We start from the raw sequence: 20,988 nt of genomic DNA on the forward strand, positions 1-20,988 counted from the left end.
CTGGCGCCTTCGACAGTCACCCCCGTTGATTGTGACGCCCCGCAACCGCCAATGCTCCCGGCGCGGGGTGAGCAAGTCCCAAGGCCAGAAGTCCATCAGGTGCGGCCCAGGCGACGCATGGACTGTTGAGCCGCCGGCGCACCCTTACGGGCGATGGTGGTGGACGTGCGGATCGCGGTTGCCGAACCGGAGGCCACCTTCTGATTTACTTCGGCAAGGAGATCGGCGGTCATAACAGCACCCCTCATGTCGAAGATCGTCGGTGCCGAGCGACTGCCCATCGCCTGGACAGCGTGTGCCGGGATGACGTCTGTGCCCGCCGGCAGGTTGGCCAGGATTTCGCCTGCATGGACATAAGCGAGCCCCCGCCGAAGTTGCTGACGCCGCTGGAGAAGCCTGGGATCCGAAGCGCTGACTTGATTGCCAAGAAGATCGAAGAGCCGACGCCACCGCCACCCCCGATCCGCCAAACAGCATGTCTGCGAGCGGTTCCGTGATCGACTTGCGCACCGCGATCGCTGCCAGGTCAGCGAGGATTTGACGCGCGACATTGCTGAACACCTCGCCGAGGCTCCGGCTATTGGTGATCGCGTCAACCAGTCCGTTGTTCAGCGCGTCCAGGCCACGCGCCGCGACGTTCTCGTAGGCCTCCGAGATTTCGTCAGCGGATTTCAGGCTTTCATCCCGCCACTTCTCGAGCGGGGTGAGGTTGTTCCTGATGACGCCGTTGCGCTCGGCTCTGTCGATCCGGCCATTGGTCGCCATCGCGTCGTCGCGCTGAGCCTGGGTCAGGTTTGGGTTTCGCTCCAGCTCCAGGCGAAGCGCTTCACGCCGCTGACGCTGGGTGATCTCCAGCAAATCCAGCTCAATCCGCTGACGTTCCTTCGCGGTGCGAGCGGCGCCGGACTGAAGGGAAAGCAGATCGGCGGTAAGGCCTGAGAGCAGCTTCTCTGTCGCCAAGCGCTCGTCTTGGATTTCGCGGAAGGCGTTGTCGGTCAGCAGCCCGTCTTCCAGGGTGTCGGCCGAAGCGTTGGCGGCATCCAACTGTCGGCGCTCGGCAGCCTTGATCTCGCCCCGGTCGGTCTTGCTCTGGATTTCCGCGTCGCGTGCCTCCCGGTCCATCTTCAGCTGCTCGCGAGCAATGTCGTAGCGCTGTTGAGCGGTGAGGATGTCGTCTTCGGCGACTTGGAGCAGGCGCTGGCGAGCGCGGAAGATTTCCTGCTCAACGCGTTCGGCGCGGCGGGCTTCACGTTCTGCCGACCGATCGACGCGCTGGCGGCCGGGCGGGATCGTCAGAACGTCAGAAAGACCGTTGCGGGGCGTTCTGGGCGCGCGAGGAGAGACGCCGAACGCGGCAACCGCCGACTGATCGATTGGAGTCCCATAATCAGGAGGCTGTTCCCAGCTCGGATATCCCCGGCCGCGCGGGCGGTGCGGCCTGAAAATACGCTGCCGAAACCGCTCTTCAGTGCCTGCCAGCTATTCCCGCCGACAACGTCCTCCACGAAGTTGTCGCCGTACATGGCGTTCGTGTTGGCTTTGAAGTTGCTGAACCGCTCGATAAAGCTGTTCAGCCCGCTGATGGCGTTTGCGATATGACCGGTGAAGGTGAGCACTTCATCGGACAGATCAATGAAAGCCCCCGCCATTTGAATGCCGATGACCTGAGCCAGGTCTTCCATCTTGCCTTGAGCCTCGGCCCCTTTTCGGATGAGGCTCTCGTCCATCACGAAGCCTAGGGCCTGGGCTTCGTCGCGGAGGCGGGCCACTTCATCGCCGCCGGTGCGCAGCGCTGTCGCCAGAGGATCTAGGCCGAATGAGTTTGCCGCTGCCGCGCGGCTAGTTTCGCTTTTGAGGGCGGTGACGCGGTCGATCACCTCATCAAGCAGTGCCTCCGTGTCCTTGAAGCGCTTGAGGTCTTCAGGCTCCAAACCGATGGAGCGGAACAGCTTCACATCACCTTTGGAGAGTCCAGACGCTGCGCCTGCGGCCTTGTCTGCGAACCTCTCCAACGCGCCACCGACCGCAGTCGCGTCTTCTCCGGTCTTTCTGGCGACGTACTGCCATTCCTGAAGAGCGGAGGCCGAGATACCGATACGTTGAGCCGAGTTGGCGAGCGTGTCGGCCATCTTCAAGCTGGCTTGCTGGAACTGAAGGGCCATGGCCAGACCGGCAGCGAAGACAGCCGTCAGCGCTGCAATGCCTGCGGCGATACCCTTAGACAGGCGTCCCAAAGACCCGCCGACGCGCTCACCGGCCTTGTTGGCATCGTCCTCCATTTTGCCGGTCGCGATCTTTAGGTCGCGCTCAGCTCCAGCTAGGTCAGCTTTGAACTTGTCCTTAGTGGCGCGCAGCTCGAACGAGGCTGAGCCAACAACGGGGCTGTCGGTCATAAGACCTCCAAAGAAAAAGGCCCGCCGAAGCGAGCCTTTAAGAGATTGTTGGATCTTCGCTGAACTAAGCAGCTGGCACTAGGTGAGCTCGGACCGCGACGTGATTTTGGAAGGCGTCAGCAACATACGATAGGTAGTCGAGCACGACCTCCGACAATTGCTTAATATCGGCCAACTGGAGGTCGTTGGCCCCCTGCTCAAAAGTGCGACGTCCATGAGCAATCGCGTTTCGGCGCTCGGCGAGAAACTGAAGAGCCGTCATGTCGCCGTACTCAGGTTTCGGCGAAATCCGGACCCACATCTCGGGGGGCATGTTGATGCGGATGTTTGCTCGCCGCATGAAAAGGGCAACAGCCTTATCGTCCCACGTGCCCGAGGGCTTCTTGAGCAGTTGAGGTCCTAGGGATGTAGTGCTCAGCAGCTTGGCGGATGATGAGAAAATTGTGTCGAGCCGGCCGTCCTCACCACCCTCGACCATTCGTCCGACTACCGTTTCCCGCAGCCATTCCTTGAGGGAGTGGGACGTCCAGTTCCGTGGTTCGGATGCTCCGATCGCCTCGCCGAGAAAACCCAGAGCTTGAGTGAGGATCGCCTCTTCAATGTTATAAAGATGAATGATCAGGCCAGATTTGATCGTATTTATATGTCGAGCAGATAGGCTCACTGTGCCGAGTGACGATACCTCCTCAAGCATCATTCGATCTTCAAGAGCTTTCGCGAGAGCATAATGCCCATCAAACTCTTCTCGTCGGTCGGCGAGGGATGAGGTTAGGGTTGTCATGCCGCATCCAAGAGGATTGACCGCACGATCTCAATCCGACCTTCCAGCTTGCTCCTGACGTTCGCACTCCCGGAAACCACCACTTGATCGAACGACTGCGCCTCCATCCGGGCCGCGATCTCATCCTGTCGGACGGCCAGATCCTCTTGTTGGCGGAGTGCCAACGCTGATCCAATGGCAATCGCTTCGAACCGAACGCGCGGAACGCTGTTAGCGGTCGCGTTCTTTCGGAACCCGTGGGGGAAATGACCGGCGACGAACTCTAGCATCCTAAGGAATTCGGCACGCATGGCGTCAACCACTGCGGCATCGTCGGCGGCTGCGGCGTTCGCTTTGCGCAGGTAGTCGTAGAGATACTTCTTTGGACGGTCTCGGTAACCTGGGAATCGTCCTTCTTCCGTCTCCCACCCGTCGAGATAGGCGAAGAAGCGGGTAGTGAGCTCTTCACGTTCCCTTTGGTCGACTACTTTTTGAGACATCGGCGTGGCAGCGGCCAGCTCTTCGCTTTCGGCGAGTTCTCTGATCAACTCCGTCACTGGGCCTGGCAGCGATCCGCGGCGGATTTCAGCTTCGTTTGCTGTAGTACCTGATTTGTTGATCCGCGCGAACATCTCCGCCCGCGTTGACGGATCTGTGCTTGTGTCCAGCACGATCGTCCGGACCGTAACGTCTTCGAGCTTGTTCTGGCGATCTGTCGGAAGTTCGCTGAACGTGAAGCCGTTGAGCTCAGGCAGCAAAACCAGATCGGAAAGGCGAAGGTCTTCCTTCAGGAAGGCTCGCATCGCCCTCATCCTTTGTGAGCCGTCCACGATCTCCATTCGGCCGTCAGGCGTTTGGTAGAAAAACAAAAACGGGATCGGCAACCCGACCAACAACGACTCGATGAAAGATGACTGCTGGCCTGGGTGCCAAGCTAAGTTGCGCTGATATTCTGGGACGAAGAACCGGCCGGTTACATCATCTTCAAACCGGGAGACGTAAATTGATATCGGGTACTCGGATACAGTAAACTTCACCTGCCTTGCGACAGATGAAATAGCCGCTTCTGCAGCAGCGATTTCTGCCGGGTCTCGTACCTTCTTCTTCGCCACCAGAATCTCCCCTGCGCGCAGCGCTAAGTGTCGCTTCCGACTAACTGGAGTTGTTCGAATTTCAAAGTGGCTACGAACTTAGAGGGTTGGCGTCCTTGATGTGGGATGAGATCGCCCGTCCAATAGCCTCCCCAAGCTTAGGTGGCACCGCGTTGCCAATCAGCATGCCGACCTTGGCGAAAGTCGGTGTTTCACCGTCTCTCAGGAAGCTGTACTCGCGCGGAAACGACTGCAAAATTGCAGCCTCGCGAAGCGTGATCGCTCGGTTTTGTTCAGGATGGCCGAAGCGTCCGTTGCCGTAACCGAAACACTGAGTGGTCATCGTCGGGGCAGGGTCGTCCCACGTCATCCGCCCGTAAACCGACGGATAGGTCTCGCCCGTCTCCTTCGTGTGGCATTTGGCTCGGAGATCCGCCGGCCAATCCCGCCAGGTTCCTCCAGGCTTGGAGGCCTTTATGCGCTTTAGATTGGTCTCGCTCAACTTGCACGCCACATGGAGGCTGTCACCCTTGGCTGCCTGACCAGCATTCAGCGCCGGAAGCGTGGCGATAGCTGATCGGACGGTGATGGGAAGCTCGCCGGTAGCCGCTTTGGGCACATCAATGGGGCCCAGAAGTGAGGCCACCAGAACTAGGCGCTTCCTGGACTGGGGGACCCCGTAGTCGGTGCAGACCACTTCGTCCCAAGCGACATGGTAGCCGACAGCCTTCAGCCCACCCACGAACTCCTGCCAGATAGGTTTCGCTGCGAGGCCTCGGACGTTTTCCATCGTCACGATCTCAGGCCGGACCTCTTCGGCCAGTCGAAGGAACGAGCGAAGCAAATCCCAGCGGCCGTCCGGCGTCTTGCGAGCCTGGGAATAGGTCGAGAACGGCTGGCATGGCGCGCATCCAGCGAGGACGCGGACGTCGGCACCAGTGAACCAGTCCTGCAGGTCCGACGGGGTGAGTTCAGCGACGCTCTTCTTTTCGAAGTGACCGCCGCAGTTCTGTTCAAACGGGTGTTTGCAGGCTGGGTCGAGATCGACGCCCGCGGCTATCGTCAGTCCAGCTGTCTTAAGTCCAAACGCAAGTCCGCCGGCGCCGCAGAACAGGTCTACGACTTTCACGATCGGTTCCCGATCTTTCGGGAGGTTTATGGTCTCCGCCATGATGGTCGGAGTAGCACGTCCCATGATTCTGTTTAGCCCGCTCATTGCGCCACCCGCGAGATGGCTTCGCCCTGTTGCACCGCGGACTCGTCAGAAACGGACGTATCGAGAATGAATTTCCTCATGCAGCCCTCACGCTGGGCTCTAGTTCCTTCGCAAGGCGCGCGAGGCCTTTCGGTGTCACACGGCACTGCGTCACCACCTTCTCGCTACCGTCCGAGCGATGAACCGTCGTGGTCTTGTGCTCCAGCAGACCGCTGGCCAGCTTGTCCTGGTACGCCACGTCCCCAGCGTTGCCGACCCGACCGTAAATCCAGCGGTGCGAACGCAAGAAGGCGAACAGCACCTTGGGTTGGATTTGCAGGGTTTTCGCCGCGTCGGTGATGCAGAGCGAGCCTTCCGCCGTCGCGATCCGGTCGAGCGCGTCAGCTTTGGGCGTCAGGTCCGCGATCTGGGCCTGCATCTCCATCTTGTCGTTTGCGTAGTCGGCAAGCAGGAGACGAAGGTGCGACGGATTGTTCAGGTCGATGGTAGGTTTTTGTGCAGTCCGCTCCAACTCCTCCCATCGGTCGATGATCCTGGCGCGAAGCTCGACGCTGTAGCCGGACACTAGGATCAGGCATTCACGGCGGGGAAGATTGAAGCACGGAAACTGTCTCCGATTGGCCCCGAGATAGGAGCCCCCAAAGTTGGGGGCTGGCGTTTGTAGCTCGTCCAGCATGACCTTGATGTCGCGCATCACGTGATCGTGGCGCTTCCCGGTCAGCTCGGCGATCTCGACCGATGACATGGTCTGCGGTGCGCCGTCCGCCTCGACTGCCAGGAAGGCGAGGGGTTCGCGTTTGGTTAGAGCCACCATCAGTTTACCCCCTCTAGGAAAGCGGCGATTTGTTCGACGATGTTGTAGCCGTCGGCGTCGAGGTCACAGGCCCGGAGGTGCTTTAGGTGCCGCACCTTCACAAGCAGGTCGTCCCGGCTGCGAGCGGGCGTCTTGGCGATGAGGCGCTCATAATCCCAACGTTGGCTGCTGAGCGTGTCTACCTCGTCATCGTCCATGCACCCTTTGATGCGCTCGTCGATGCTCTGGGTCATCCGCTCCCAGGTCGCGAAATCGCTGGACGCGGCGGCGGCGACGGCTGGAATGGCCGCGATCACAACGGCGGCGGGCGCTGCGGCGAACAGATTGCGGCGGCTCAGCATGCGACCAGCTCCGCAGCGGGAGCCGGGCGGGCCGGGACATTGGAGACGATTGCTGGAGCGTTGCCGCGACCGTTGAAGAAGCGGGCGAGATCGCCGAGCGGGTAGGGAGCGGACACCCAGCTTGGGTTCAGCCGGGCAGGCATGGTATGGGCTGCGGAAGCCATGACGTGATCCTCGTTCGATCCGTTGCGGTTAGGCCCGGTTCAGAGACTGCAATCTCTGGCCGGGCTGTCCGGTTTGTACGTAACCTTGCGTCCGGTGTCAACGGGTGTTACGGACAATACGTCATGACCGATAAACCGACCTCTTCCGAGCGCTTCGAGATGCGCGTCCCGTCCGATTGGCTGGCCAAAGTGGACGACTGGCGACGAACACAGGACGACCTTCCGTCGCGAGCAGAGGCTATTCGGCGGTTGGTCGAGAAAGGTCTCTCTCAGAAGTAAGCGACCACACGATTGCGGCCGCCCATCCTAGGAATGTCCAACCCAGGAGCAGGTTGAGCGCAAAAATCGGCAGCTTCTGACGGTGTTGGCGATGCAGCGCTATCAGCGTTGGAATAAAATACAGCGCCAGGGCGATAACTGCGAAGGTCAGGTGACCCCCGCTGATTTCGAGCGCGCGGCTGGCGGACAGAAGCACGATCACCAGCAGAATGATGGCAGCGATCAAAGCCGTCTTCAGATCGATGTTTCTCATTCGTCACTCCCGAAAGAGCGACAGGCTAGGCGTCGAGAGCTTCTGGCTCAACCCGCCTTTGTGTCGGGCGAAGTCTTGCCTTGTGGGAGAACTGCTGGCGCAGATGGCGGAGCATCTTCCTTACCGGCTTCCACCTTTAAACGAAGATCGCCTGCAACAAGCCACCCAACCACCAGCACGACCACAGCGATAACGCCACCTACAACCCAGGCCGCGCCCCGAACAAACGAGACTTTTGCCCTCACGTCGTCAACTTGGGTTTCAAGCTTGTCGACCGTCGCCTGAAGAGCATCAACCTTTTGCTCAACTCGCGAAAACGAGCCTTTCAGCTCGAACATGGCCTGAAGCAGGAAGCTGTGGCTACCGGCAACTTCCGGCGGAACGGATTGGGCGAAACGGTCGTCCGGCGTGACCGACCTGCCATTATCGGCAGTTGGCGGTCTAGCCATGAGCAGGAGCCTCGATCTTTGCCTTCATCCAATCCCATATGTCGACCGGCGCACGGCCATGGTACGTCGACATGCCGATCACGACGGCCGAGTTAAACTCGCCTGAAGCAAGTCCGATAGTCGTTGAAATATCTTGCGCCGTGCCGGTTGCAGCGATCAGCGTAGCGCTGTCGCTCAAGTTCAAGACATTTCCCGGGTAGCTCTGGTGGATGCGCATCTGAAGCGCGGAGTTTGGGACAAGGCTGACGACGACGAAGATGTTCATTGCCGGATATGTGGTCCTACGGAGGGCGTCCGTCAAACTCTCACATCATTGCGAAGGTTTCTCAATCGGGTTGTATGTCCACGATCTCGACACCATAGACGCGCGCGATCCGGTTGAACTCGGCGTCGGCCATCGCCTCGGCGTCGGAGGCCTTGCCTGTCGGGTCGAAGAACTCGCGGAAATAGTGCTGCGGCCCTGACAGCGTCGGCTCCCGCTCAACGGCGAGACGGGCGACCATCCACCCGGTCCAGAGGGCCGAGGCCGCTTCACCGCGCCCGCGCTCGGTCAGGATCATGCCCAGGCGATAGGGCGTCAGCTTCCAGAACTCGGCTTCGGACAGTCCGCCTTTCAGCGCCGCCCGAAGAGCCGCCTCCACAGCGTCGGCCGGCGCGTCTGAGGGTTTGCGGGGCCAGCTTCGGCGGACCTCCCGGCCGGGCCGTATTGGGCAAGTTCCCAAGCATCCCAGCAGGCTTTCATGCAAGGCGACAGCGGGTAGACGGCGACAGGGGCCCCGATCACGTCTGCCTTGGTGATGGCGCCGGCGGTCAGAACCTCCAGCAGATCACCGAGCGCAGACGACGCCCCGGCACGGCCCTTCTGGAGCACCTTGAAGCGATCCAGCAGCCAATCATGGCCCTTGGCGTCCAAGGCGGCGAAGGTCAGTTGCAGGGCGACCTGCCGCTCGTCTGGGAGCGACAGGCGCACAATGCCGAGGCGGGCGTCGTTCATGTTACGGCGTGACCGTGGTGCGGGTCGGCTTAGCGTCGGGGGTCGCCGATACGCTGTAGGTCACCACGCCGTTGACGGGGGCGGTCAGCGACACGGTCGGGACGCTCTTGAACTCCTGGGCCTTGGCACCGCGCAGCAGGCGGAAGCCAATCGGCTCGTTGTCGTCGCAGGCCTCATGGATGGCGATCTGGGCTTCATCCGTGGGCTCATCGTGCATGGTGAAGGTCAGGGGCACGTTAGGCCGGGCGCCCGAGATGCTTTCCTGCGTGCCAGGGGCGGTGTCGAAGTCGGTGACGTCGATGCGGTTTTCGGAGAAGCCGAGGCCATTGGCCACGGTGACGCCGGGAACGTTCGTCCAGTCGGGCGAGCCGTCGGTGCCGAGGTTGACCTCGACCTTGATCGCCCCTTGAGCCAGATAGGCCATAGGTCAGTCCTTTTTCAGTTGGAGCCGGAGCTGAACCCGCCGACCGACCAGCGAGGGGTCAGTGGTCGGCGCTGCAACCGGCCCGGTAGCGGTCGCGAGAGAGCAGGTTCCGTCCTCGACCTCGATCTGTGAGGCCTGGAGGTGGAAGAGGTCGCGGATGTCGCGGCCCAGCGCGTCGATGGCGGCTGTCGAGCCGGTGTCGCGAGCGTAGAGGCGGACGTCCTGGGTGATGTCGCGGATGGTCTCGGAGAAGGTGCTGGCGTCGATGTCGCCCGATGGCGCGGCGATCACCAAGGCGGACTTACCCGTGAACTGGAAGTCGTCGGGGGCACGGTCGTTGAAGATGGCGGCGCGGCCTTCGAATACGTCGAGGCGGTCGATGATCGACAGCGAGCTGTTCAGGCGGGCGAAGATGGCGGCGGTGCTGTTCATTCTCTCGCCCCCTGACGAACGCCTCGGTCAGCTCGCGCTGGTTCTCTTTCGCCGGCACATCCATGAAGGGGCGCGCCGCAATGCGCTCGGTGCCGTTGTGCAGGGGCAGGGCGTAGGCGGCGTTGGCGGTGACCGTGCCGACCTTGGCGTCCCCGTCGTCGCGGATGGTCGGATCGGCGTTCGTGTTGGCGACGAGGTTGCCCAGGTCGCGGGCAGGTGGCTCGCCGGGGGCTGAGGCCTGATGCTTCCCGTATTGCTTCCCGGTCCCGGCGCGGTTCAGCACGTCGGTCTTGAGGATGCGCTCGTATTCCCCGAGTGCCGGTCGAAGGCCAGCTTCAGCCGCGCGATCCGAAACGGCATCGATGGCGCCGAGGTCGAGCGTGACTTTCGCCATCGGGGTCTCCTATGACGACCGGATGTCCGAACCTTTGAAGCTCGTCATCGTCTCGCTCACCGAGCCGCGCCAATATCTGACAGCAGGCAAGGAATGGTCGCCGGATCGGAGCGAAGCCGTCGAACTGGACTGGCGCGAGGCCGCTGAGATGAGGGCGTCGCTGCCGAAGGGCGTTCAAGCCGCTCCGGTGCCGGCGAAGGACGCCTAGCGCGCCTGCAACTCGGCTAGGGCGCCGGCCAGGTCGCCTGTCCGCTCGATGACTTCGAACGTGGTCATCAGCAGGCCCTTGGCGGGGTCTGGCGCTGCGATCTTGTGGCCCTTCGCTGGATGGATGCCGGACGGCAGGCTGGCGGCGAGGACCAAGACGCGTCGATCGGTTGCAGGTATGCCCAGCGCGACGCGGCGGGTGTCCTTGTAGCTGCCGACCAGGGCCTTGCAGGGGTAGATGGTCGCCGGGCCCGTGGTGTAACCGCCCTGGCCATCTGGAGTGCGGGCGCCCGGAACAGTGAGGGAGCCGTCTTCGAAGTCGTCTCCGAAGTCTTCCAGCGCCTCATCAGCAACACCGTCGAGGATGCTCATAGGGGCCACTTCCTGATCGCGATGAACTCGTCGCAGCGGCAGGCCACGATCTCGGACGCCGGCGCGCCGCGTGAGGTGTCGCCGGGGAACATCATCTGGGCGCCGCTCGGGCTGGTAAACGGCATGTCGAGCCCGCGCACCTCTTGCCCGTTCATGGCGTCGTGAGTGTCGCGCTGGCGTCCGTCTTCCGTGGTGGACCAGCCGCGCACGATGTCCATGACCCCGACCCGGCCATCGTCGACGAGTTGCTGGAACGCCTCATGCTTGGCGGCGCGGATGGCGGGCAGGCCTTCGGTACGCGCGATGACCTCGCCCCGAAGACGGACCAGGCGGGCGGAATAGTGGGTGACGGCCGTGCGGGCGGTCTCGGGCGGGACGGGCTTGCCTGTCTCGATGGCGCGGACCACGGCCCGGTCATAGCGGCGATCGCGCTGGTTCCGGGTCAGATAGTTGCGGAGCAGGGCAGGGTCCGTCGACGCCAACTCGGCGCGGGCGGTGGCGACGTAGTCACGATACGGACCAGACAGACCGATCAGGCCGCCTTCGCGGTTTCCGGTGGCTCGGCTGATCCTTCCGACCAGATCCAGCGCGATAGACCGCGGGCCGGCGCCGCGCGCCATGCCGTCGGCAAGGAAAGCGCGGGCCTGATCGATTTCGCCCTGGGTCAGGCGGGTGATGAGCGTGGCGGCCGTCTCGCGGATGATCGCGGCGGCGCGCTGGTTGCCGGGGTCGAAGCGGAAGCCGATCGACACAGCGGCCGGCATGGTGGCGACAGCGCCTTGACCCCCGGCGGTGAAGGCCTCGACCAACTTGGCTTCCAGCGGCTGGAACGCGGCTCGGTCGATGTGCAGCGCCTGCATGGCGGCATCGAGGTCGCGGCGCTCCAGGGCCAGAAGCAGCTTCTGGAACTCAACCTCGCGGGTCAGGTCTTTCACTGCTGCCATGAAGGCCTGGGCGACCTCCGGGCCATACTTCGCCGCCAGCTCCCGGAAGAGCCGTTTCTGAGACGGGCGTCTGGCCATGTTTGTTATGGCCGAAGCGCTCGGACGTGGGTGGCGGACTCGGCCATGGCGTCGAGATAGGCTTCGAACTGCGCTCGGGCGACCTCGCGGAGGCGCTCGATCTCAGCTTGCGGCTGATCGTTGTAGATAGCCTTCTGCATCAGGTCGGCCGTCGTCACGACGTCGAGGATGATCTCCGTCGACATCTTTGACGGCATCCGGTGCGCGGTTTCGCGCTGATGTTCGGGATCGTTCGCCACAGCCTGGACAGTCGCACAGGTCAGCATGTCAGCCAACCGCCCATAGGCCGAGTGCCGCCGGAGCGTCTTCTGGAATGAGGAAGGGGGCGAGCAGGCCTTCGACGGCGCTCAGCCGCAGCGTGTTGTCGGTGACGGCGTTGCCGCTGCCCTCGAAATATTCCTTCTCGATCACGTCCACCTTCTTGCGCTTCAGAGCGCCTGAGTTGGCTGCGGAGATCGAGAGCGAGCCGGGCTTCAGCGCTTCCTGGATGGCCGCATGATAGCTGGCGATGATGACGTTGCGCGGGATCACATCGGCGGCGACCGGCGTCTTCCATGCCGTCGCGTTGATCCGGGGCCAGGCGCGCTCCTGGTCGATCCCGCCGGCTGGCTCGCCGCGGAACCGGGCCCCGTAGAGGCCGTCGAGGTAGTCGCTGGCCCTCTGGCGCAGCTGGGCCACGGTCAGGTCTCCGGTCGAAGTGGAATAGCCGTTCTCGGCCGCCCACTCGGTGAACCCTTGGTCTGATCCGTAGCCCGCCACGTCTTAGGCCTTGGCCTGCGAGGCGACGAACGCCTGCTTGTCCTCGTCGGACAGGGCATTGAAGGCATCGGCGTCGGCCTTCGAGATGCCTTCCAGCAGCACCTGTTCGCCTTGGGTGATGTTGAACTTGCCGCCGCCGTGATGCTCGGCCTTCAGGGCGCCGTCGTTGTTGACGCCCTTCTTGCCCTTCCTGCCGCCGCCGATCGCGACGAATCGACCGCCCCAGGGGTGGGGCTCGACCGGCTGGCCTTCGTCGTTGACGTCGAAGTCGGCGACATCGAGTTCGGTGCCGACCGGGATTTCCTTGCCTTCGCCATCGTAGATGCCGCCGGCGGTGACGCGAATGCGCATGGAGCGCTCCTTTCCTCGCGATGAGGGAAGGGCCCAGCCGGAGCCAGGCCCCGCCGGGTTAGACCGTGGTCGAGGCGAAGACGCCCGACTTGCCGTTGTAGTCGCCGCGGATCTCCAGCCCCATCGCGCCCATGTTCAGGAACTGGTAGTTGTCCGTCGGGTTCAGGCGCGTCATCGCCGTGGTGTTCACGGCCATGCCGATGATCGGGCGGATGTACCGAGCGTTCGGCACGAAGCCGAAGAACTGGTTGCCCGTCAGGCGCCACGTCACCTCGATCTTGTTGATGCGACGGTTGCGAGCGACGAACTCGCGGATGGTGCCTTGCTTGAAGCCTTGGGCGTTCGAATAGGAACGGTCCCAGGCGCGGGCGATGTCGGGGCTGATGTAGAGGTTGACGGCCTCGGTGATCAGGTTGGCGTCCAGCATCGCGCCGAAGGGCCCGACGAAGAACGCTTCCAGCTGATCCGGGGTCGCCGTGGTCAGGTCAATATTCGCCCCGCCCGCGCCGATGTTGATCAGCTTGGTCAGCGGCGACGTGCGGATGCCGTAGCCGGTGTAGCCCTGGAACTTGATGGTGGTGTCGCCGTCGAGGGCATAGCTGGCCATGTCGCGGTTCAGCTTGTCGATCGAGCCTTCCTGGTCGTCAGTCAGAGCGTCGAAGTTCTCGGACTGCAGGGTGTTCCATTCCCGCCATTCGCGGCCGTAGCCGTCGGCGAAGATCGGAACGACGGTGCCGGCGTAGTTGTAGACCGTCTTGTCCATTGCGACCGGCACCTGGCCCGACAGCGAGCGGAACACCGGGTTGGCGGTGTCCGAGGCGGTGCGGGTCATGTGGACCAGCTTGCCGATGTTCACCGGCTTGGCCAGCGGCATCAGGTCGGCCATGAAGACGCTGCCGCCATCGTCGCGCAGGACGCGGGTGGTGATGGTGTCCAGCTCCAGCCAGGCGTCGCGCGGCAGGACGGCCGAGGCGTTGGTGACGCCCGACATCTCGCCGTAGAGGGCGGCGTGCTGGTCTTCGACCCGGTGGAAGTGTTCGCGCGCCACGCTCAGCTCGCCCCACCATTGCTGGTGCGGGCGGGAGTTGGCGACGAGCTGTTCGTCGAAATAGCGCATGTTCGCCCTCCTTAGGCGGCGACCACGTTCCGGCCGGCTTTGCGCGCACGCACAAGCTGGTCGGAACCGGTGTTGTTGTTGAAGGCCTCTTCGGCGACGAAGGCGACGTTCTGGCCCGTGGTGGCGAGGACGAACTTGCCGGCCGCGCTGGTGGTCAGTTCGGCGCCGCGAGCGACGTTGGTGCCGGTCGGGACGCGGATGTTGAAGAACTGCTCATCCAGCGCTTCCATGCCAATGACAGTGTCGCCGGCGGGCCAGGCGTCGTCGGTGCCCTTCAGCGCCAGGTAGTTGTCCTGAGCGATGTAGAGCTTGTCGCCGCTGTTGGCGCCCGCGATGGCGAAGGCCGAACCGGACTCCACCAGGGCGATGCCCGGCAGGACCGCAGCAGCGCAGATACGCTCCTGGACCTGGGGCGTGACCTCGGTGACGGGGCCGGCGTAGATCTTGTTGAAGCGGGGCATGTGCTTAGGCCTCCATCTTCGTCGCGGCCGGTGCCTTGAAGGCGGGCTTGGCGGCGTTGGCGCCCGGCAGTTTGAATCCGGGGGCGATCGGGGCGGCCTTACCGGGCTCAGCCTTGGGAGCCAGAGCGCGGGCGGCGTTCAGGGTGAGTTCGCCGGCGGCGGCCTCGTCCATGATGTTGCCTGCGACGATCTTCTCGCGGAGCGTCTTCAGCTCCGCTTCTTCCGTCGCCTTGGCGCTGTTGGCCTGGGCTTCCAGCTGGTCGTTGATCGGCTTCATCGCCGTCGCGACCGCGTTTCCGATAGCCGTCGCCAGCGTCTCGGGCTTCAGGGCCTCCGTGAGGGCGTCAACCTTCGCGGAAAGCCCGTCGAATTGGACCTTGTCCATCTCGTCGTCCTTCATGTTGGTGGTGGAGGTTTCCCGCCCGGAGCCGAAGGCCTCGGTAAGTGCGGTCATGATGCGATCCATGAGAGAAGCGCGCTGCTTCTTCTCCAGAGCGCGGACGGCGCTTTCGACCGCCCATCCAAGTTCGCGCTCGGCCTCATCGCTGAAGACCGAGTTGACGACCTGGATCTCTTTGCCCGCCGAGTTGACCATCATGCCGACGCCCTGATCGGGAGTGGCGGCGCCGTCTTCGTCCAGAAGGATGGCGTCGTGGTCGAACTCGATGTCGCGAGCGGTGAACTTGTAGGGAACGTCGCCATTCGCGGCGTCCATGATGGCCAGCAGGCCCGTCGAGGTATGGACCGGATCGCCGGCGTCGATAGCCGCCAGCACGCGCTGGCCGCCTTCGGATTGATTGGCGCGCTCGACGTCGATCACCTTGTCCAGCAGGACCCGGCCGCCCTCTTGGCGCACGTTCTCGTTCCAGGCGCCGATCCAGCCTTGGTTCAGGCCTTCAGGGTCGCGGGCCGAGAGGAACTTGCCGTTGACCGACGGGTGACCCAGCGGAGCAGGTGTGCGCTCCAAGGTCTTGAACGACTTGGCGATCTCGGCGGCGGGATAGAGGATGTCGTTCATGACGACGTCGTCCGGCAGGGTCGCGGAGGGCACGATGATCACGTCGCGACCGTTGCGCTTCTCGCGCTTGATCGCCGCCGAGTTGGCCAGGGTGCGGATGTTGACGCGGACCTGATCACCGGCCGTCAGGCCTTTGTTGACCAGGAAGGCGCGCGTCGGCGCTGCGGGCTGATGCACGCGGGCCTCCTTCGATTGTGGGTGGGTCAGGCGGCCGGAGCCGGCTCGTCTTCGGTCTCGGGCAGGTCCAGGGCGTCCTGCTCTTCGTCGGGGTCGGGCTGCTCGTCCCGATACTTCTCGGCTTCCTTCAGAGGCTCGCGCCCGGTCACGCCGCGCATTTCCTCGGTCGTGAAGACGAACTCGCCGGTGTCCTTCATCTTCTGGTTCACGTCGGCCATCTTGTCGGCGAGCGCGACCTTGGCCTCCTGCGAGGTCTCGGTCAGGTCGGACCAGTCGAGGTTCCAGTCCTTGTCAGCGAGGATGCCGAAGCGGACCAGGCGGCGAACGATGTCCATGATGTTGGGGATGACGATGCCGGTGCGGCGCGCCATCACGGTCTTGTTCCACTCTGTGGCGTCTTCGGTGCTGGCTCGCTCGCCCGACTGCGACCCGACAAGAATCTTCAGTGGCATCGAGATCGAGGCGGCGTAGGACTGAAGCGGCGCGGCCCAGAAATGCTCCGGCGAGGGCAGGGAGACCTGCATGGGCGTGGCGGTGATGCCCTGCATCAACAGCGAGGCGTCGAAGCCCGCGTTGAAGTCCTTCACCTGCTCTTCCATCTTGTCGACGACTTCGGACACCTCGACGTTCATGGCCTGGGCCATGCTCGTGATGTTGGCGTCCTTGTCGATCTGCAGGCTGAGGCCTGACTTCGCGTTCTTCCAGAAGCCCTCGCCGCCGGCGCCGCTGATCTTCTCCAGCGTCAGCAGGTCGTTGTAGCCCGGAGCCAGGAACGACCGGCCGTTGACCGATCCGTCCTTGGACCAGATCACGACCCGGTCGGGGTGGACGTTGAACTGCCGAGGCTGAGAGGTGGAGCGATCGACGGCCGCCTCTTGGAAGGCGAACATCTTGGGCTTGCCGTAGGTCTTGGCATCGTTCTGGTTGGTGTGCCACTCGCTGATGGTCAGCTGGCCTTCCCAGGCTGGGATGATCTCGACCAAGCCCTCAAGGCCGCCGTTGACCCGCGTGACAGGCTGATCGAACGCCCGGTCGTCCGCCAGCTGTAGGATGACGCCGGCATAGGCTCCAACGAGGCCGCGCCGATCCGCCTCGGCGAGTTGCTGCCAGACCCGCAGTTCGGCGAAGCGCTTGCGGATTTCGCCTTCAAGCCTGGTCTCTGGCGTGTCGTCGCCGTTGTCGCGGGCGAACTCCTGCAGCCAGGGCGCGTCCTGCCAGGTCTTGGCGACCGTCTTGTCTACCCCTGCGCTGCCGAGGCCGGTGCGGGTGTAGGCGTGATAGGCCAGTTCGAACGTGACCTCAGCCGGATAGCCGAAGTCCTTGTAATGATCATGCTTCGCCGTTCCGAAGAAGCCGGGGAACATGCCCTGCAAGGTGCGGGTCGCCCGGTTCACGAGCATCTGACGCGCGCTCATCCGCGGTGCCGGCTCTTCAGGAACATGGCGACGGTCGATTGCGGTTCGACCTTCAGGTTGGTCACGGCCCAGACCAGCGCATCCATGCGGTTCGGCGAGAGGTCGCCCTGATAGCCGGCCGGGGTGGTCATCAGCATCTCGGCCTCCATCAGCGGGAACTGCTCGCGGTGCCTGACCCGCTTCTGGTCGTAGAGTGCGGCGACGGGTTCAGCGCGGACCTGCTTGCCTCGGCTCGCGGACACCATGACGACGCGAGCTTTAACGCCGCCGGCGCGGAGCGTGCTCTCAACCATGTCGCCGCCGAAGTTCTTCTCAGCGACCACGCAGTCCGCTTTCCAGCGATCGACACACTTGGCGGCGACCGTGGCCCAAGCCATTGGGGATGTAGCGGGGCAGGTGGCGTCTTCGAGGATGATGGCGCCGTCGCCGTATTCGGCTGCGACCACGATGCCGACGTCATCGCCGCCGCCTGAGGGGTCAACGCCAACGACGACGCGGCCCCAGTCACCCTCAGATGCGTTGCGGCCCTCGCGCCACGCCTCGTCCAGCGCCTCTCGGTTCCAGATCGCGCCTTGGACCGACGGCATATACGCGCCGAGCCAGATCCAGGCGGCACGCAGCTTGTCCTTGAGGAAGTCCAGCTCCATCAGCTCGCGCAGAGCATCGGGGAAGAACGGGTTTTGGTCGAAGTTGATCTTGCGGACGATGGCCCGCTTGGGCTTCACCGGGCCGCGGAAGAAAACGTCGATGGGGTCGGTTGCCAAGCGCGGGTTCCAGATCGCCCAGAGCTCGGAAATGATCGTGCGGAGCACCGTGGGGATCAGCACGTCCAGCGAGGCCTGCTTCACCTCTTGGGCTTCCTCCAGGATCGTCAGGCCAGCGCCTTCCAGCGACTTGATGCCCTCAGGCTTGCCGCCCTTCCAGAGGCCGATGAACATAATCTTCTGACCGCCGAGGCCGACAAATGTCCCGTCCACTTCCCGGAAGTAGGTACCAAGCAGGCCGAAATGCTCGAGCCGGGTGCGGACCAGCTCCAGCGACGACTCTTTCAGGTTCGCCATGACCTCCCGGAGGAAGACGACGCGGAGCCGAACGGTCGTGACCGTGTGAAAGATCGCGGCATCCACGACTGACCAGGACTTCGCTGATCCACGACCGCCATGCGCGGCCCGGAATGTGTACGACCCAAGCGGCCGATCGGTCAGATACCGAAAGGCTGGGATGGGGTCATAGATCACTGGCCGGTCTCGTAGTCCTCGTCGCTCTGCGTAGGCGCGGGACCGGATGGGCTGGTGACGTATGTGACCGTCAGCGAGCCGGCGAATGCGGCGTCCATGTCCACGGCCTGCCTAGGCTTGCCGTACCCTCTATCGAGGATGGCCGACGCTGCAGAAACGCGTGCTGCCGGCGCAGCCTTGGAGTTGTTCGCCACAGAGATCAGGACTTCCAGCGCCTTCTCAGCGTGTCCCTTCGCCATCTCGGCGATGTCGCGCTTGGCCTGTGACACCTGACCGGGTTTTCGGCCCGCGCCGGGTCGAGCGCCGCCGCGTTGGGCCATGATTTGATTCCGTTGAATGTTTTTCAGTGCTTTCCGTCGGCTTGGCGGCGGGTGTTGACCAGATTGCCTATGAGGACGGCAGCAAAAGCATTTTGATCTTTCGCCAGGCTATACGCACGCATCATGGCTTCCATCTGTGTGCCTGGAGTGCCAGCCTCAAGAATTGAGCGAACGGCGGATTCGGCCAGTCGCATTGCTTCGGATGATGAGCTCGACATGGCTACTTTAATCCACGATTGCCCTCATTGTGGCAGTCAGAAAATGGCGTTCCAGATTATCGGGGTGAGAAGCTTGCCCGATCCTCCTGGGCACCTAGGGGGAAGCTCTATCCCGTCCAGGGAAGCAACCGTCGGGCTTCAATGTCAGCAGTGCTTCTCAGGTGCCGCCGCGACAATCCGATATTTTAAAAGCACGGTCTCCCACGAGTGGTCCATGCAGCTCACGGCGTTGTCGAAGGAAGGATATTCTGTACCGAACGGGAAGTGGACGCTTGCAGAATTTGGCCGGCAGCCAGTGCTCCGCGCGTCCCGGAATTTCTACCGCAAACTGTAGAGCGATCATTTGTTCAGGGAGAGACCAATCTTGGTCTCCATGATCACGATGAGGCGGCCGCTACCATGTTTCGGCGAGCGCTGGACCTCGCGTTGAAAGATAGGTTTCCCGATCTGAAGGGCGATCTAAACAAAAAGATCATCAAACTAGCTCAGGACCACGTTATCCCCCAATCGCTTGCCGACTGGGCGCATGAAGTCCGCGTCATCGGCAATGACGGGGCTCATGATCTCGAAGGATGTACTCACGAGGACGCCGTCGCAGCTCGTGACTTTGTCGACGCCGTTCTCAGATACCTGTTCTCTCTGCCCGGCATGATCGAGGCGAGGCGGTTGGCCGACTGAGAATAGGCTCTTCCAAACCCAGCCAGCCATTGCCGAAGCGCCGCACTTGGAGGGGTTTCGGCCACGAAAAAGCCCCGGCCGTTGCGGGTCGGGGCTGATCGGGCGCGTCTTGCGCTCTTGGCGTGTGTCCGCGATTAGCGTTCCGGTGTCAACCGCCTACGATCAGGGGAGGGATCCCAGGTTTGGCAGATTAGCCAACCGACCGATGCCCAAGCCTTGATAGTCGAAGAGCCGGTTGCTGCGCTCGCCTTGCATCATTTCCGCAGTCTTTTGCTTGAACTGATCTAGGCTCTCCACTGCAAGGATCGGGCGCATCTCGTTGAAGAACGTCAGGGACTCAGCGCGTGCAAACAGAGGGAACGGGCTGAAGCGACGGGCCGCATAGACGAGAGAATGAGGGTACCAGTTACTGGACGGGCTACGGATAGTATGAAAGCGGAGATAGAGTATGAAGTCCGCCTGCATCAGCGACTCGAAGCTTGGCACAGAACCCTCAGGGTGAGCTTCCTTCAGGATATCTGCCTCAAGGCTGATCCGGTTCAAACCTAACCTCTGGTTTCGATGGTCGAGGAGGCGACATACTGACGGAATACAGTGTAGTCAGACGTCGCCCGACCGGCGCCTCCATTATCTTCATTGACCAGGTAAGGCCGTCGAAGCGCGGAGTCCACGAGATCAAACCTGCGCTCATCCAAAGCCAGGGCGATGGCAGCCAGAAATGCGTCATGTGCCGCAACCTTGAAGGGGTCGAACTGATGGGTGTTCCAGTGGGTGACGTCAGGTCCTCGCCACATCAGCTGCCCGAGCTGCTCATGTATGGTCAGCACTCGCTCCCATAGGTCTCCGTCTGCCCCGAAACGCAGCACAGTCGAGACGACTTCCGCGAGCTGCCTCAGGTAAGGACGGATAGCGTTGATGGACTGCAAGATGGCTTCGTCGAATGGTTGATCTGTCTCCTCCACCGGCGTCAGCCGCTTGAGTTCGGCTATGAGAGCATCGCCATACTCGCGAAGGAGTCCCGATGCATTTCGCGACCCTTGCCTAAGGGCTTCCTCGACGCGACGCGCACGCGACTGAGTTCCCGACGCAACAGGTGGGGCATCCAACACGGCTTCGGGGATCGACCCGAGCTTGGGCTTGATGTGCTGAGGCCTATTGATCAGCCACCTCAGCAGCTGCTCGTAGCTGGCTTCGAACTTGTCCACAGAACGGAAGTCAAAGAATATGCGACCTTTGTAAAAGACGGGTACATGCGCGTTTCCTTCGCCGTCTTCGTCCGTCATCAGCGCCGCGAACTTGTCCTGCGCCCCTTGCTTATATATTTCCGGTGAGATGATCTGGCTCTCAGTGCCTACGCCGCCTGATCGGTTATCTGCTTTCTCAACGTACGTCTTGTCGCAGATCATAATCACCTTGGTAACAGTCTTGTCCGTCACCATCGATTCCATGAACTGATAGGCGTCGTGCCCTGGCTTGAGATCCCACTTGTCGAGAATCACGTCGACGCCGTCTTCCCGTAGACGGGTCGCAAGGTTGATCACCCACGCTTCATGCGTAGGTGACGACCAAGAGTATGAGATGAAGGCACGGATAGGTGCCGCAGCATCGGTTTCAGGCATGGTTCCAACGTA

30 protein-coding genes are annotated in these 20,988 nt (G+C 62.6%); 3 read left to right on the top strand and 27 right to left on the bottom strand.

All coding sequences use genetic code 11. The features are described 5' to 3' along the window. Positions 1 to 144: 144 nt before the first annotated feature. The 14 genes from PFY01_RS09035 to PFY01_RS09100 form a co-directional block, all read right to left on the bottom strand. Positions 145 to 1,122, bottom strand: coding sequence for a hypothetical protein (locus PFY01_RS09035; protein WP_271041057.1), 978 nt, complete (start codon positions 1,120 to 1,122; stop codon positions 145 to 147). 170 nt (positions 1,123 to 1,292) lie between these two features. After that, a complete protein-coding gene (locus PFY01_RS09040) occupies positions 1,293 to 2,393 on the bottom strand; it encodes a hypothetical protein (RefSeq protein ID WP_271041058.1) in 1,101 nt (366 codons plus the stop codon). Positions 2,394 to 2,457: 64 nt separating this feature from the next. Further along, on the bottom strand, positions 2,458 to 3,174 hold the full coding sequence (locus PFY01_RS09045; protein WP_271040992.1) for an MAE_28990/MAE_18760 family HEPN-like nuclease: 717 nt from the start codon (positions 3,172 to 3,174) through the stop codon (positions 2,458 to 2,460). Then, positions 3,171 to 4,265, bottom strand: coding sequence for a DUF262 domain-containing protein (locus tag PFY01_RS09050; protein WP_271040993.1), 1,095 nt, complete (start codon positions 4,263 to 4,265; stop codon positions 3,171 to 3,173). Before PFY01_RS09050 ends, PFY01_RS09045 begins: the two co-directional genes overlap by 4 nt. 70 nt (positions 4,266 to 4,335) lie before the next feature. Continuing rightward, a complete protein-coding gene (locus tag PFY01_RS09055; RefSeq protein WP_271040994.1) occupies positions 4,336 to 5,460 on the bottom strand; it encodes a DNA cytosine methyltransferase in 1,125 nt (374 codons plus the stop codon). A 76-nt stretch (positions 5,461 to 5,536) separates the two neighbouring features. Next, positions 5,537 to 6,205, bottom strand: a complete 669-nt coding sequence (locus PFY01_RS09060; RefSeq protein WP_271040995.1) for a phage regulatory protein/antirepressor Ant — start codon at positions 6,203 to 6,205, stop codon at positions 5,537 to 5,539. A gap of 68 nt (positions 6,206 to 6,273) precedes the next feature. Next, positions 6,274 to 6,615: a hypothetical protein gene (locus PFY01_RS09065; RefSeq protein WP_271040996.1), complete on the bottom strand. Its 342-nt coding sequence runs from the start codon at positions 6,613 to 6,615 to the stop codon at positions 6,274 to 6,276. Between the two features lie 402 nt (positions 6,616 to 7,017). Next, entirely contained in the window at positions 7,018 to 7,311 is a 294-nt protein-coding gene (locus tag PFY01_RS09070; RefSeq protein WP_271040997.1) for a superinfection immunity protein, read from the bottom strand. A 47-nt stretch (positions 7,312 to 7,358) separates the two neighbouring features. Beyond that, positions 7,359 to 7,760: a hypothetical protein gene (locus tag PFY01_RS09075; protein WP_271040998.1), complete on the bottom strand. Its 402-nt coding sequence runs from the start codon at positions 7,758 to 7,760 to the stop codon at positions 7,359 to 7,361. Continuing rightward, a complete protein-coding gene (locus PFY01_RS09080; RefSeq protein WP_271040999.1) occupies positions 7,753 to 8,025 on the bottom strand; it encodes a hypothetical protein in 273 nt (90 codons plus the stop codon). Before PFY01_RS09080 ends, PFY01_RS09075 begins: the two co-directional genes overlap by 8 nt. A gap of 61 nt (positions 8,026 to 8,086) precedes the next feature. Next, on the bottom strand, positions 8,087 to 8,401 hold the full coding sequence (locus PFY01_RS09085) for a hypothetical protein (RefSeq protein ID WP_271041000.1): 315 nt from the start codon (positions 8,399 to 8,401) through the stop codon (positions 8,087 to 8,089). Beyond that, the gene (locus PFY01_RS09090; RefSeq protein ID WP_271041001.1) at positions 8,374 to 8,754 is read right to left on the bottom strand and encodes a hypothetical protein; all 381 of its coding nucleotides are present in this window, start codon (positions 8,752 to 8,754) and stop codon (positions 8,374 to 8,376) included. Before PFY01_RS09090 ends, PFY01_RS09085 begins: the two co-directional genes overlap by 28 nt. A 1-nt stretch (position 8,755) precedes the next feature. Next, a complete protein-coding gene (locus tag PFY01_RS09095; RefSeq protein WP_153925109.1) occupies positions 8,756 to 9,178 on the bottom strand; it encodes a hypothetical protein in 423 nt (140 codons plus the stop codon). A 3-nt stretch (positions 9,179 to 9,181) separates the two neighbouring features. Continuing rightward, positions 9,182 to 9,610 carry a hypothetical protein gene (locus PFY01_RS09100; RefSeq protein ID WP_271041002.1) on the bottom strand — a complete coding sequence of 143 codons (429 nt, stop codon included), beginning with the start codon at positions 9,608 to 9,610 and terminating at the stop codon, positions 9,182 to 9,184. On the opposite strand from PFY01_RS09100, the gene PFY01_RS09105 reads away from it, so the two are divergent. Further along, the gene (locus tag PFY01_RS09105) at positions 9,591 to 9,845 is read left to right on the top strand and encodes a hypothetical protein (RefSeq protein ID WP_271041003.1); all 255 of its coding nucleotides are present in this window, start codon (positions 9,591 to 9,593) and stop codon (positions 9,843 to 9,845) included. The two genes, PFY01_RS09100 and PFY01_RS09105, sit on opposite strands and share 20 nt — an antisense overlap. Before the next feature lie 145 nt (positions 9,846 to 9,990). Next, positions 9,991 to 10,212: a hypothetical protein gene (locus PFY01_RS09110; protein WP_271041004.1), complete on the top strand. Its 222-nt coding sequence runs from the start codon at positions 9,991 to 9,993 to the stop codon at positions 10,210 to 10,212. Here PFY01_RS09110 and PFY01_RS09115 read toward each other — a convergent pair. From PFY01_RS09115 to PFY01_RS09165, 11 genes are all read right to left on the bottom strand, one after another. Beyond that, positions 10,209 to 10,583, bottom strand: coding sequence for a hypothetical protein (locus PFY01_RS09115; RefSeq protein WP_271041005.1), 375 nt, complete (start codon positions 10,581 to 10,583; stop codon positions 10,209 to 10,211). The genes PFY01_RS09110 and PFY01_RS09115 overlap by 4 nt on opposite strands. After that, positions 10,580 to 11,527 carry a hypothetical protein gene (locus PFY01_RS09120; protein WP_271041006.1) on the bottom strand — a complete coding sequence of 316 codons (948 nt, stop codon included), beginning with the start codon at positions 11,525 to 11,527 and terminating at the stop codon, positions 10,580 to 10,582. The genes PFY01_RS09115 and PFY01_RS09120 overlap by 4 nt, the downstream gene beginning before the upstream one ends. Before the next feature lie 83 nt (positions 11,528 to 11,610). Beyond that, positions 11,611 to 11,790 (bottom strand): hypothetical protein, encoded by a 180-nt coding sequence (locus tag PFY01_RS09125; RefSeq protein ID WP_271041007.1) that lies wholly within the window; start codon positions 11,788 to 11,790, stop codon positions 11,611 to 11,613. An 82-nt stretch (positions 11,791 to 11,872) separates the two neighbouring features. Then, a complete protein-coding gene (locus PFY01_RS09130; RefSeq protein WP_271041008.1) occupies positions 11,873 to 12,364 on the bottom strand; it encodes a DnaT-like ssDNA-binding protein in 492 nt (163 codons plus the stop codon). Between the two features lie 3 nt (positions 12,365 to 12,367). After that, entirely contained in the window at positions 12,368 to 12,715 is a 348-nt protein-coding gene (locus PFY01_RS09135; protein WP_271041009.1) for a hypothetical protein, read from the bottom strand. 58 nt (positions 12,716 to 12,773) lie between these two features. Beyond that, positions 12,774 to 13,832 carry a major capsid protein gene (locus PFY01_RS09140; RefSeq protein WP_271041010.1) on the bottom strand — a complete coding sequence of 353 codons (1,059 nt, stop codon included), beginning with the start codon at positions 13,830 to 13,832 and terminating at the stop codon, positions 12,774 to 12,776. An 11-nt stretch (positions 13,833 to 13,843) separates the two neighbouring features. After that, positions 13,844 to 14,293 carry a hypothetical protein gene (locus PFY01_RS09145; RefSeq protein WP_271041011.1) on the bottom strand — a complete coding sequence of 150 codons (450 nt, stop codon included), beginning with the start codon at positions 14,291 to 14,293 and terminating at the stop codon, positions 13,844 to 13,846. Positions 14,294 to 14,297: 4 nt separating this feature from the next. Continuing rightward, on the bottom strand, positions 14,298 to 15,488 hold the full coding sequence (locus PFY01_RS09150) for a hypothetical protein (protein WP_271041012.1): 1,191 nt from the start codon (positions 15,486 to 15,488) through the stop codon (positions 14,298 to 14,300). 26 nt (positions 15,489 to 15,514) lie between these two features. Continuing rightward, entirely contained in the window at positions 15,515 to 16,903 is a 1,389-nt protein-coding gene (locus tag PFY01_RS09155; RefSeq protein WP_271041013.1) for an anti-CBASS protein Acb1 family protein, read from the bottom strand. Next, complete coding sequence (locus PFY01_RS09160; protein ID WP_271041014.1) at positions 16,900 to 18,141, bottom strand: phage terminase large subunit; 1,242 nt, start codon at positions 18,139 to 18,141, stop codon at positions 16,900 to 16,902. Before PFY01_RS09160 ends, PFY01_RS09155 begins: the two co-directional genes overlap by 4 nt. Further along, complete coding sequence (locus tag PFY01_RS09165; protein WP_271041015.1) at positions 18,138 to 18,461, bottom strand: hypothetical protein; 324 nt, start codon at positions 18,459 to 18,461, stop codon at positions 18,138 to 18,140. Before PFY01_RS09165 ends, PFY01_RS09160 begins: the two co-directional genes overlap by 4 nt. A gap of 617 nt (positions 18,462 to 19,078) precedes the next feature. On the opposite strand from PFY01_RS09165, the gene PFY01_RS09170 reads away from it, so the two are divergent. Beyond that, positions 19,079 to 19,357, top strand: a complete 279-nt coding sequence (locus tag PFY01_RS09170) for a DUF4145 domain-containing protein (RefSeq protein WP_420197012.1) — start codon at positions 19,079 to 19,081, stop codon at positions 19,355 to 19,357. A gap of 162 nt (positions 19,358 to 19,519) precedes the next feature. Here PFY01_RS09170 and PFY01_RS09175 read toward each other — a convergent pair whose 3' ends face one another. Both PFY01_RS09175 and PFY01_RS09180 read right to left on the bottom strand, forming a co-directional pair. Beyond that, positions 19,520 to 19,900, bottom strand: coding sequence for a hypothetical protein (locus PFY01_RS09175; protein ID WP_271041059.1), 381 nt, complete (start codon positions 19,898 to 19,900; stop codon positions 19,520 to 19,522). Between the two features lie 2 nt (positions 19,901 to 19,902). Then, complete coding sequence (locus tag PFY01_RS09180) at positions 19,903 to 20,976, bottom strand: TIR domain-containing protein (RefSeq protein WP_271041060.1); 1,074 nt, start codon at positions 20,974 to 20,976, stop codon at positions 19,903 to 19,905. Between the last annotated feature and the right edge of the window lie 12 nt (positions 20,977 to 20,988).

This window comes from Brevundimonas vesicularis (assembly GCF_027886425.1).
Taxonomy (GTDB): domain Bacteria; phylum Pseudomonadota; class Alphaproteobacteria; order Caulobacterales; family Caulobacteraceae; genus Brevundimonas; species Brevundimonas vesicularis_C.

What these genes read in the sequence shown, in the direction of transcription:
- PFY01_RS09035 (WP_271041057.1), bottom strand. Translation starts at nt 1,122, where the DNA reads ATGGACCGGGAGGCACGCGACGCGGAAATCCAGAGCAAGACCGACCGG.
- PFY01_RS09040 (WP_271041058.1), bottom strand. Translation starts at nt 2,393, where the DNA reads ATGACCGACAGCCCCGTTGTTGGCTCAGCCTCGTTCGAGCTGCGCGCC.
- PFY01_RS09045 (WP_271040992.1), bottom strand. Translation starts at nt 3,174, where the DNA reads ATGACAACCCTAACCTCATCCCTCGCCGACCGACGAGAAGAGTTTGAT.
- PFY01_RS09055 (WP_271040994.1), bottom strand. Translation starts at nt 5,460, where the DNA reads ATGAGCGGGCTAAACAGAATCATGGGACGTGCTACTCCGACCATCATG.
- PFY01_RS09060 (WP_271040995.1), bottom strand. Translation starts at nt 6,205, where the DNA reads ATGTCATCGGTCGAGATCGCCGAGCTGACCGGGAAGCGCCACGATCAC.
- PFY01_RS09065 (WP_271040996.1), bottom strand. Translation starts at nt 6,615, where the DNA reads ATGCTGAGCCGCCGCAATCTGTTCGCCGCAGCGCCCGCCGCCGTTGTG.
- PFY01_RS09070 (WP_271040997.1), bottom strand. Translation starts at nt 7,311, where the DNA reads ATGAGAAACATCGATCTGAAGACGGCTTTGATCGCTGCCATCATTCTG.
- PFY01_RS09075 (WP_271040998.1), bottom strand. Translation starts at nt 7,760, where the DNA reads ATGGCTAGACCGCCAACTGCCGATAATGGCAGGTCGGTCACGCCGGAC.
- PFY01_RS09080 (WP_271040999.1), bottom strand. Translation starts at nt 8,025, where the DNA reads ATGAACATCTTCGTCGTCGTCAGCCTTGTCCCAAACTCCGCGCTTCAG.
- PFY01_RS09090 (WP_271041001.1), bottom strand. Translation starts at nt 8,754, where the DNA reads ATGAACGACGCCCGCCTCGGCATTGTGCGCCTGTCGCTCCCAGACGAG.
- PFY01_RS09095 (WP_153925109.1), bottom strand. Translation starts at nt 9,178, where the DNA reads ATGGCCTATCTGGCTCAAGGGGCGATCAAGGTCGAGGTCAACCTCGGC.
- PFY01_RS09105 (WP_271041003.1), top strand. Translation starts at nt 9,591, where the DNA reads ATGGCGGCGGTGCTGTTCATTCTCTCGCCCCCTGACGAACGCCTCGGT.
- PFY01_RS09100 (WP_271041002.1), bottom strand. Translation starts at nt 9,610, where the DNA reads ATGAACAGCACCGCCGCCATCTTCGCCCGCCTGAACAGCTCGCTGTCG.
- PFY01_RS09115 (WP_271041005.1), bottom strand. Translation starts at nt 10,583, where the DNA reads ATGAGCATCCTCGACGGTGTTGCTGATGAGGCGCTGGAAGACTTCGGA.
- PFY01_RS09120 (WP_271041006.1), bottom strand. Translation starts at nt 11,527, where the DNA reads ATGGCAGCAGTGAAAGACCTGACCCGCGAGGTTGAGTTCCAGAAGCTG.
- PFY01_RS09125 (WP_271041007.1), bottom strand. Translation starts at nt 11,790, where the DNA reads ATGTCGACGGAGATCATCCTCGACGTCGTGACGACGGCCGACCTGATG.
- PFY01_RS09135 (WP_271041009.1), bottom strand. Translation starts at nt 12,715, where the DNA reads ATGCGCATTCGCGTCACCGCCGGCGGCATCTACGATGGCGAAGGCAAG.
- PFY01_RS09140 (WP_271041010.1), bottom strand. Translation starts at nt 13,832, where the DNA reads ATGCGCTATTTCGACGAACAGCTCGTCGCCAACTCCCGCCCGCACCAG.
- PFY01_RS09145 (WP_271041011.1), bottom strand. Translation starts at nt 14,293, where the DNA reads ATGCCCCGCTTCAACAAGATCTACGCCGGCCCCGTCACCGAGGTCACG.
- PFY01_RS09155 (WP_271041013.1), bottom strand. Translation starts at nt 16,903, where the DNA reads ATGAGCGCGCGTCAGATGCTCGTGAACCGGGCGACCCGCACCTTGCAG.
- PFY01_RS09165 (WP_271041015.1), bottom strand. Translation starts at nt 18,461, where the DNA reads ATGGCCCAACGCGGCGGCGCTCGACCCGGCGCGGGCCGAAAACCCGGT.
- PFY01_RS09170 (WP_420197012.1), top strand. Translation starts at nt 19,079, where the DNA reads ATGTTTCGGCGAGCGCTGGACCTCGCGTTGAAAGATAGGTTTCCCGAT.
- PFY01_RS09180 (WP_271041060.1), bottom strand. Translation starts at nt 20,976, where the DNA reads ATGCCTGAAACCGATGCTGCGGCACCTATCCGTGCCTTCATCTCATAC.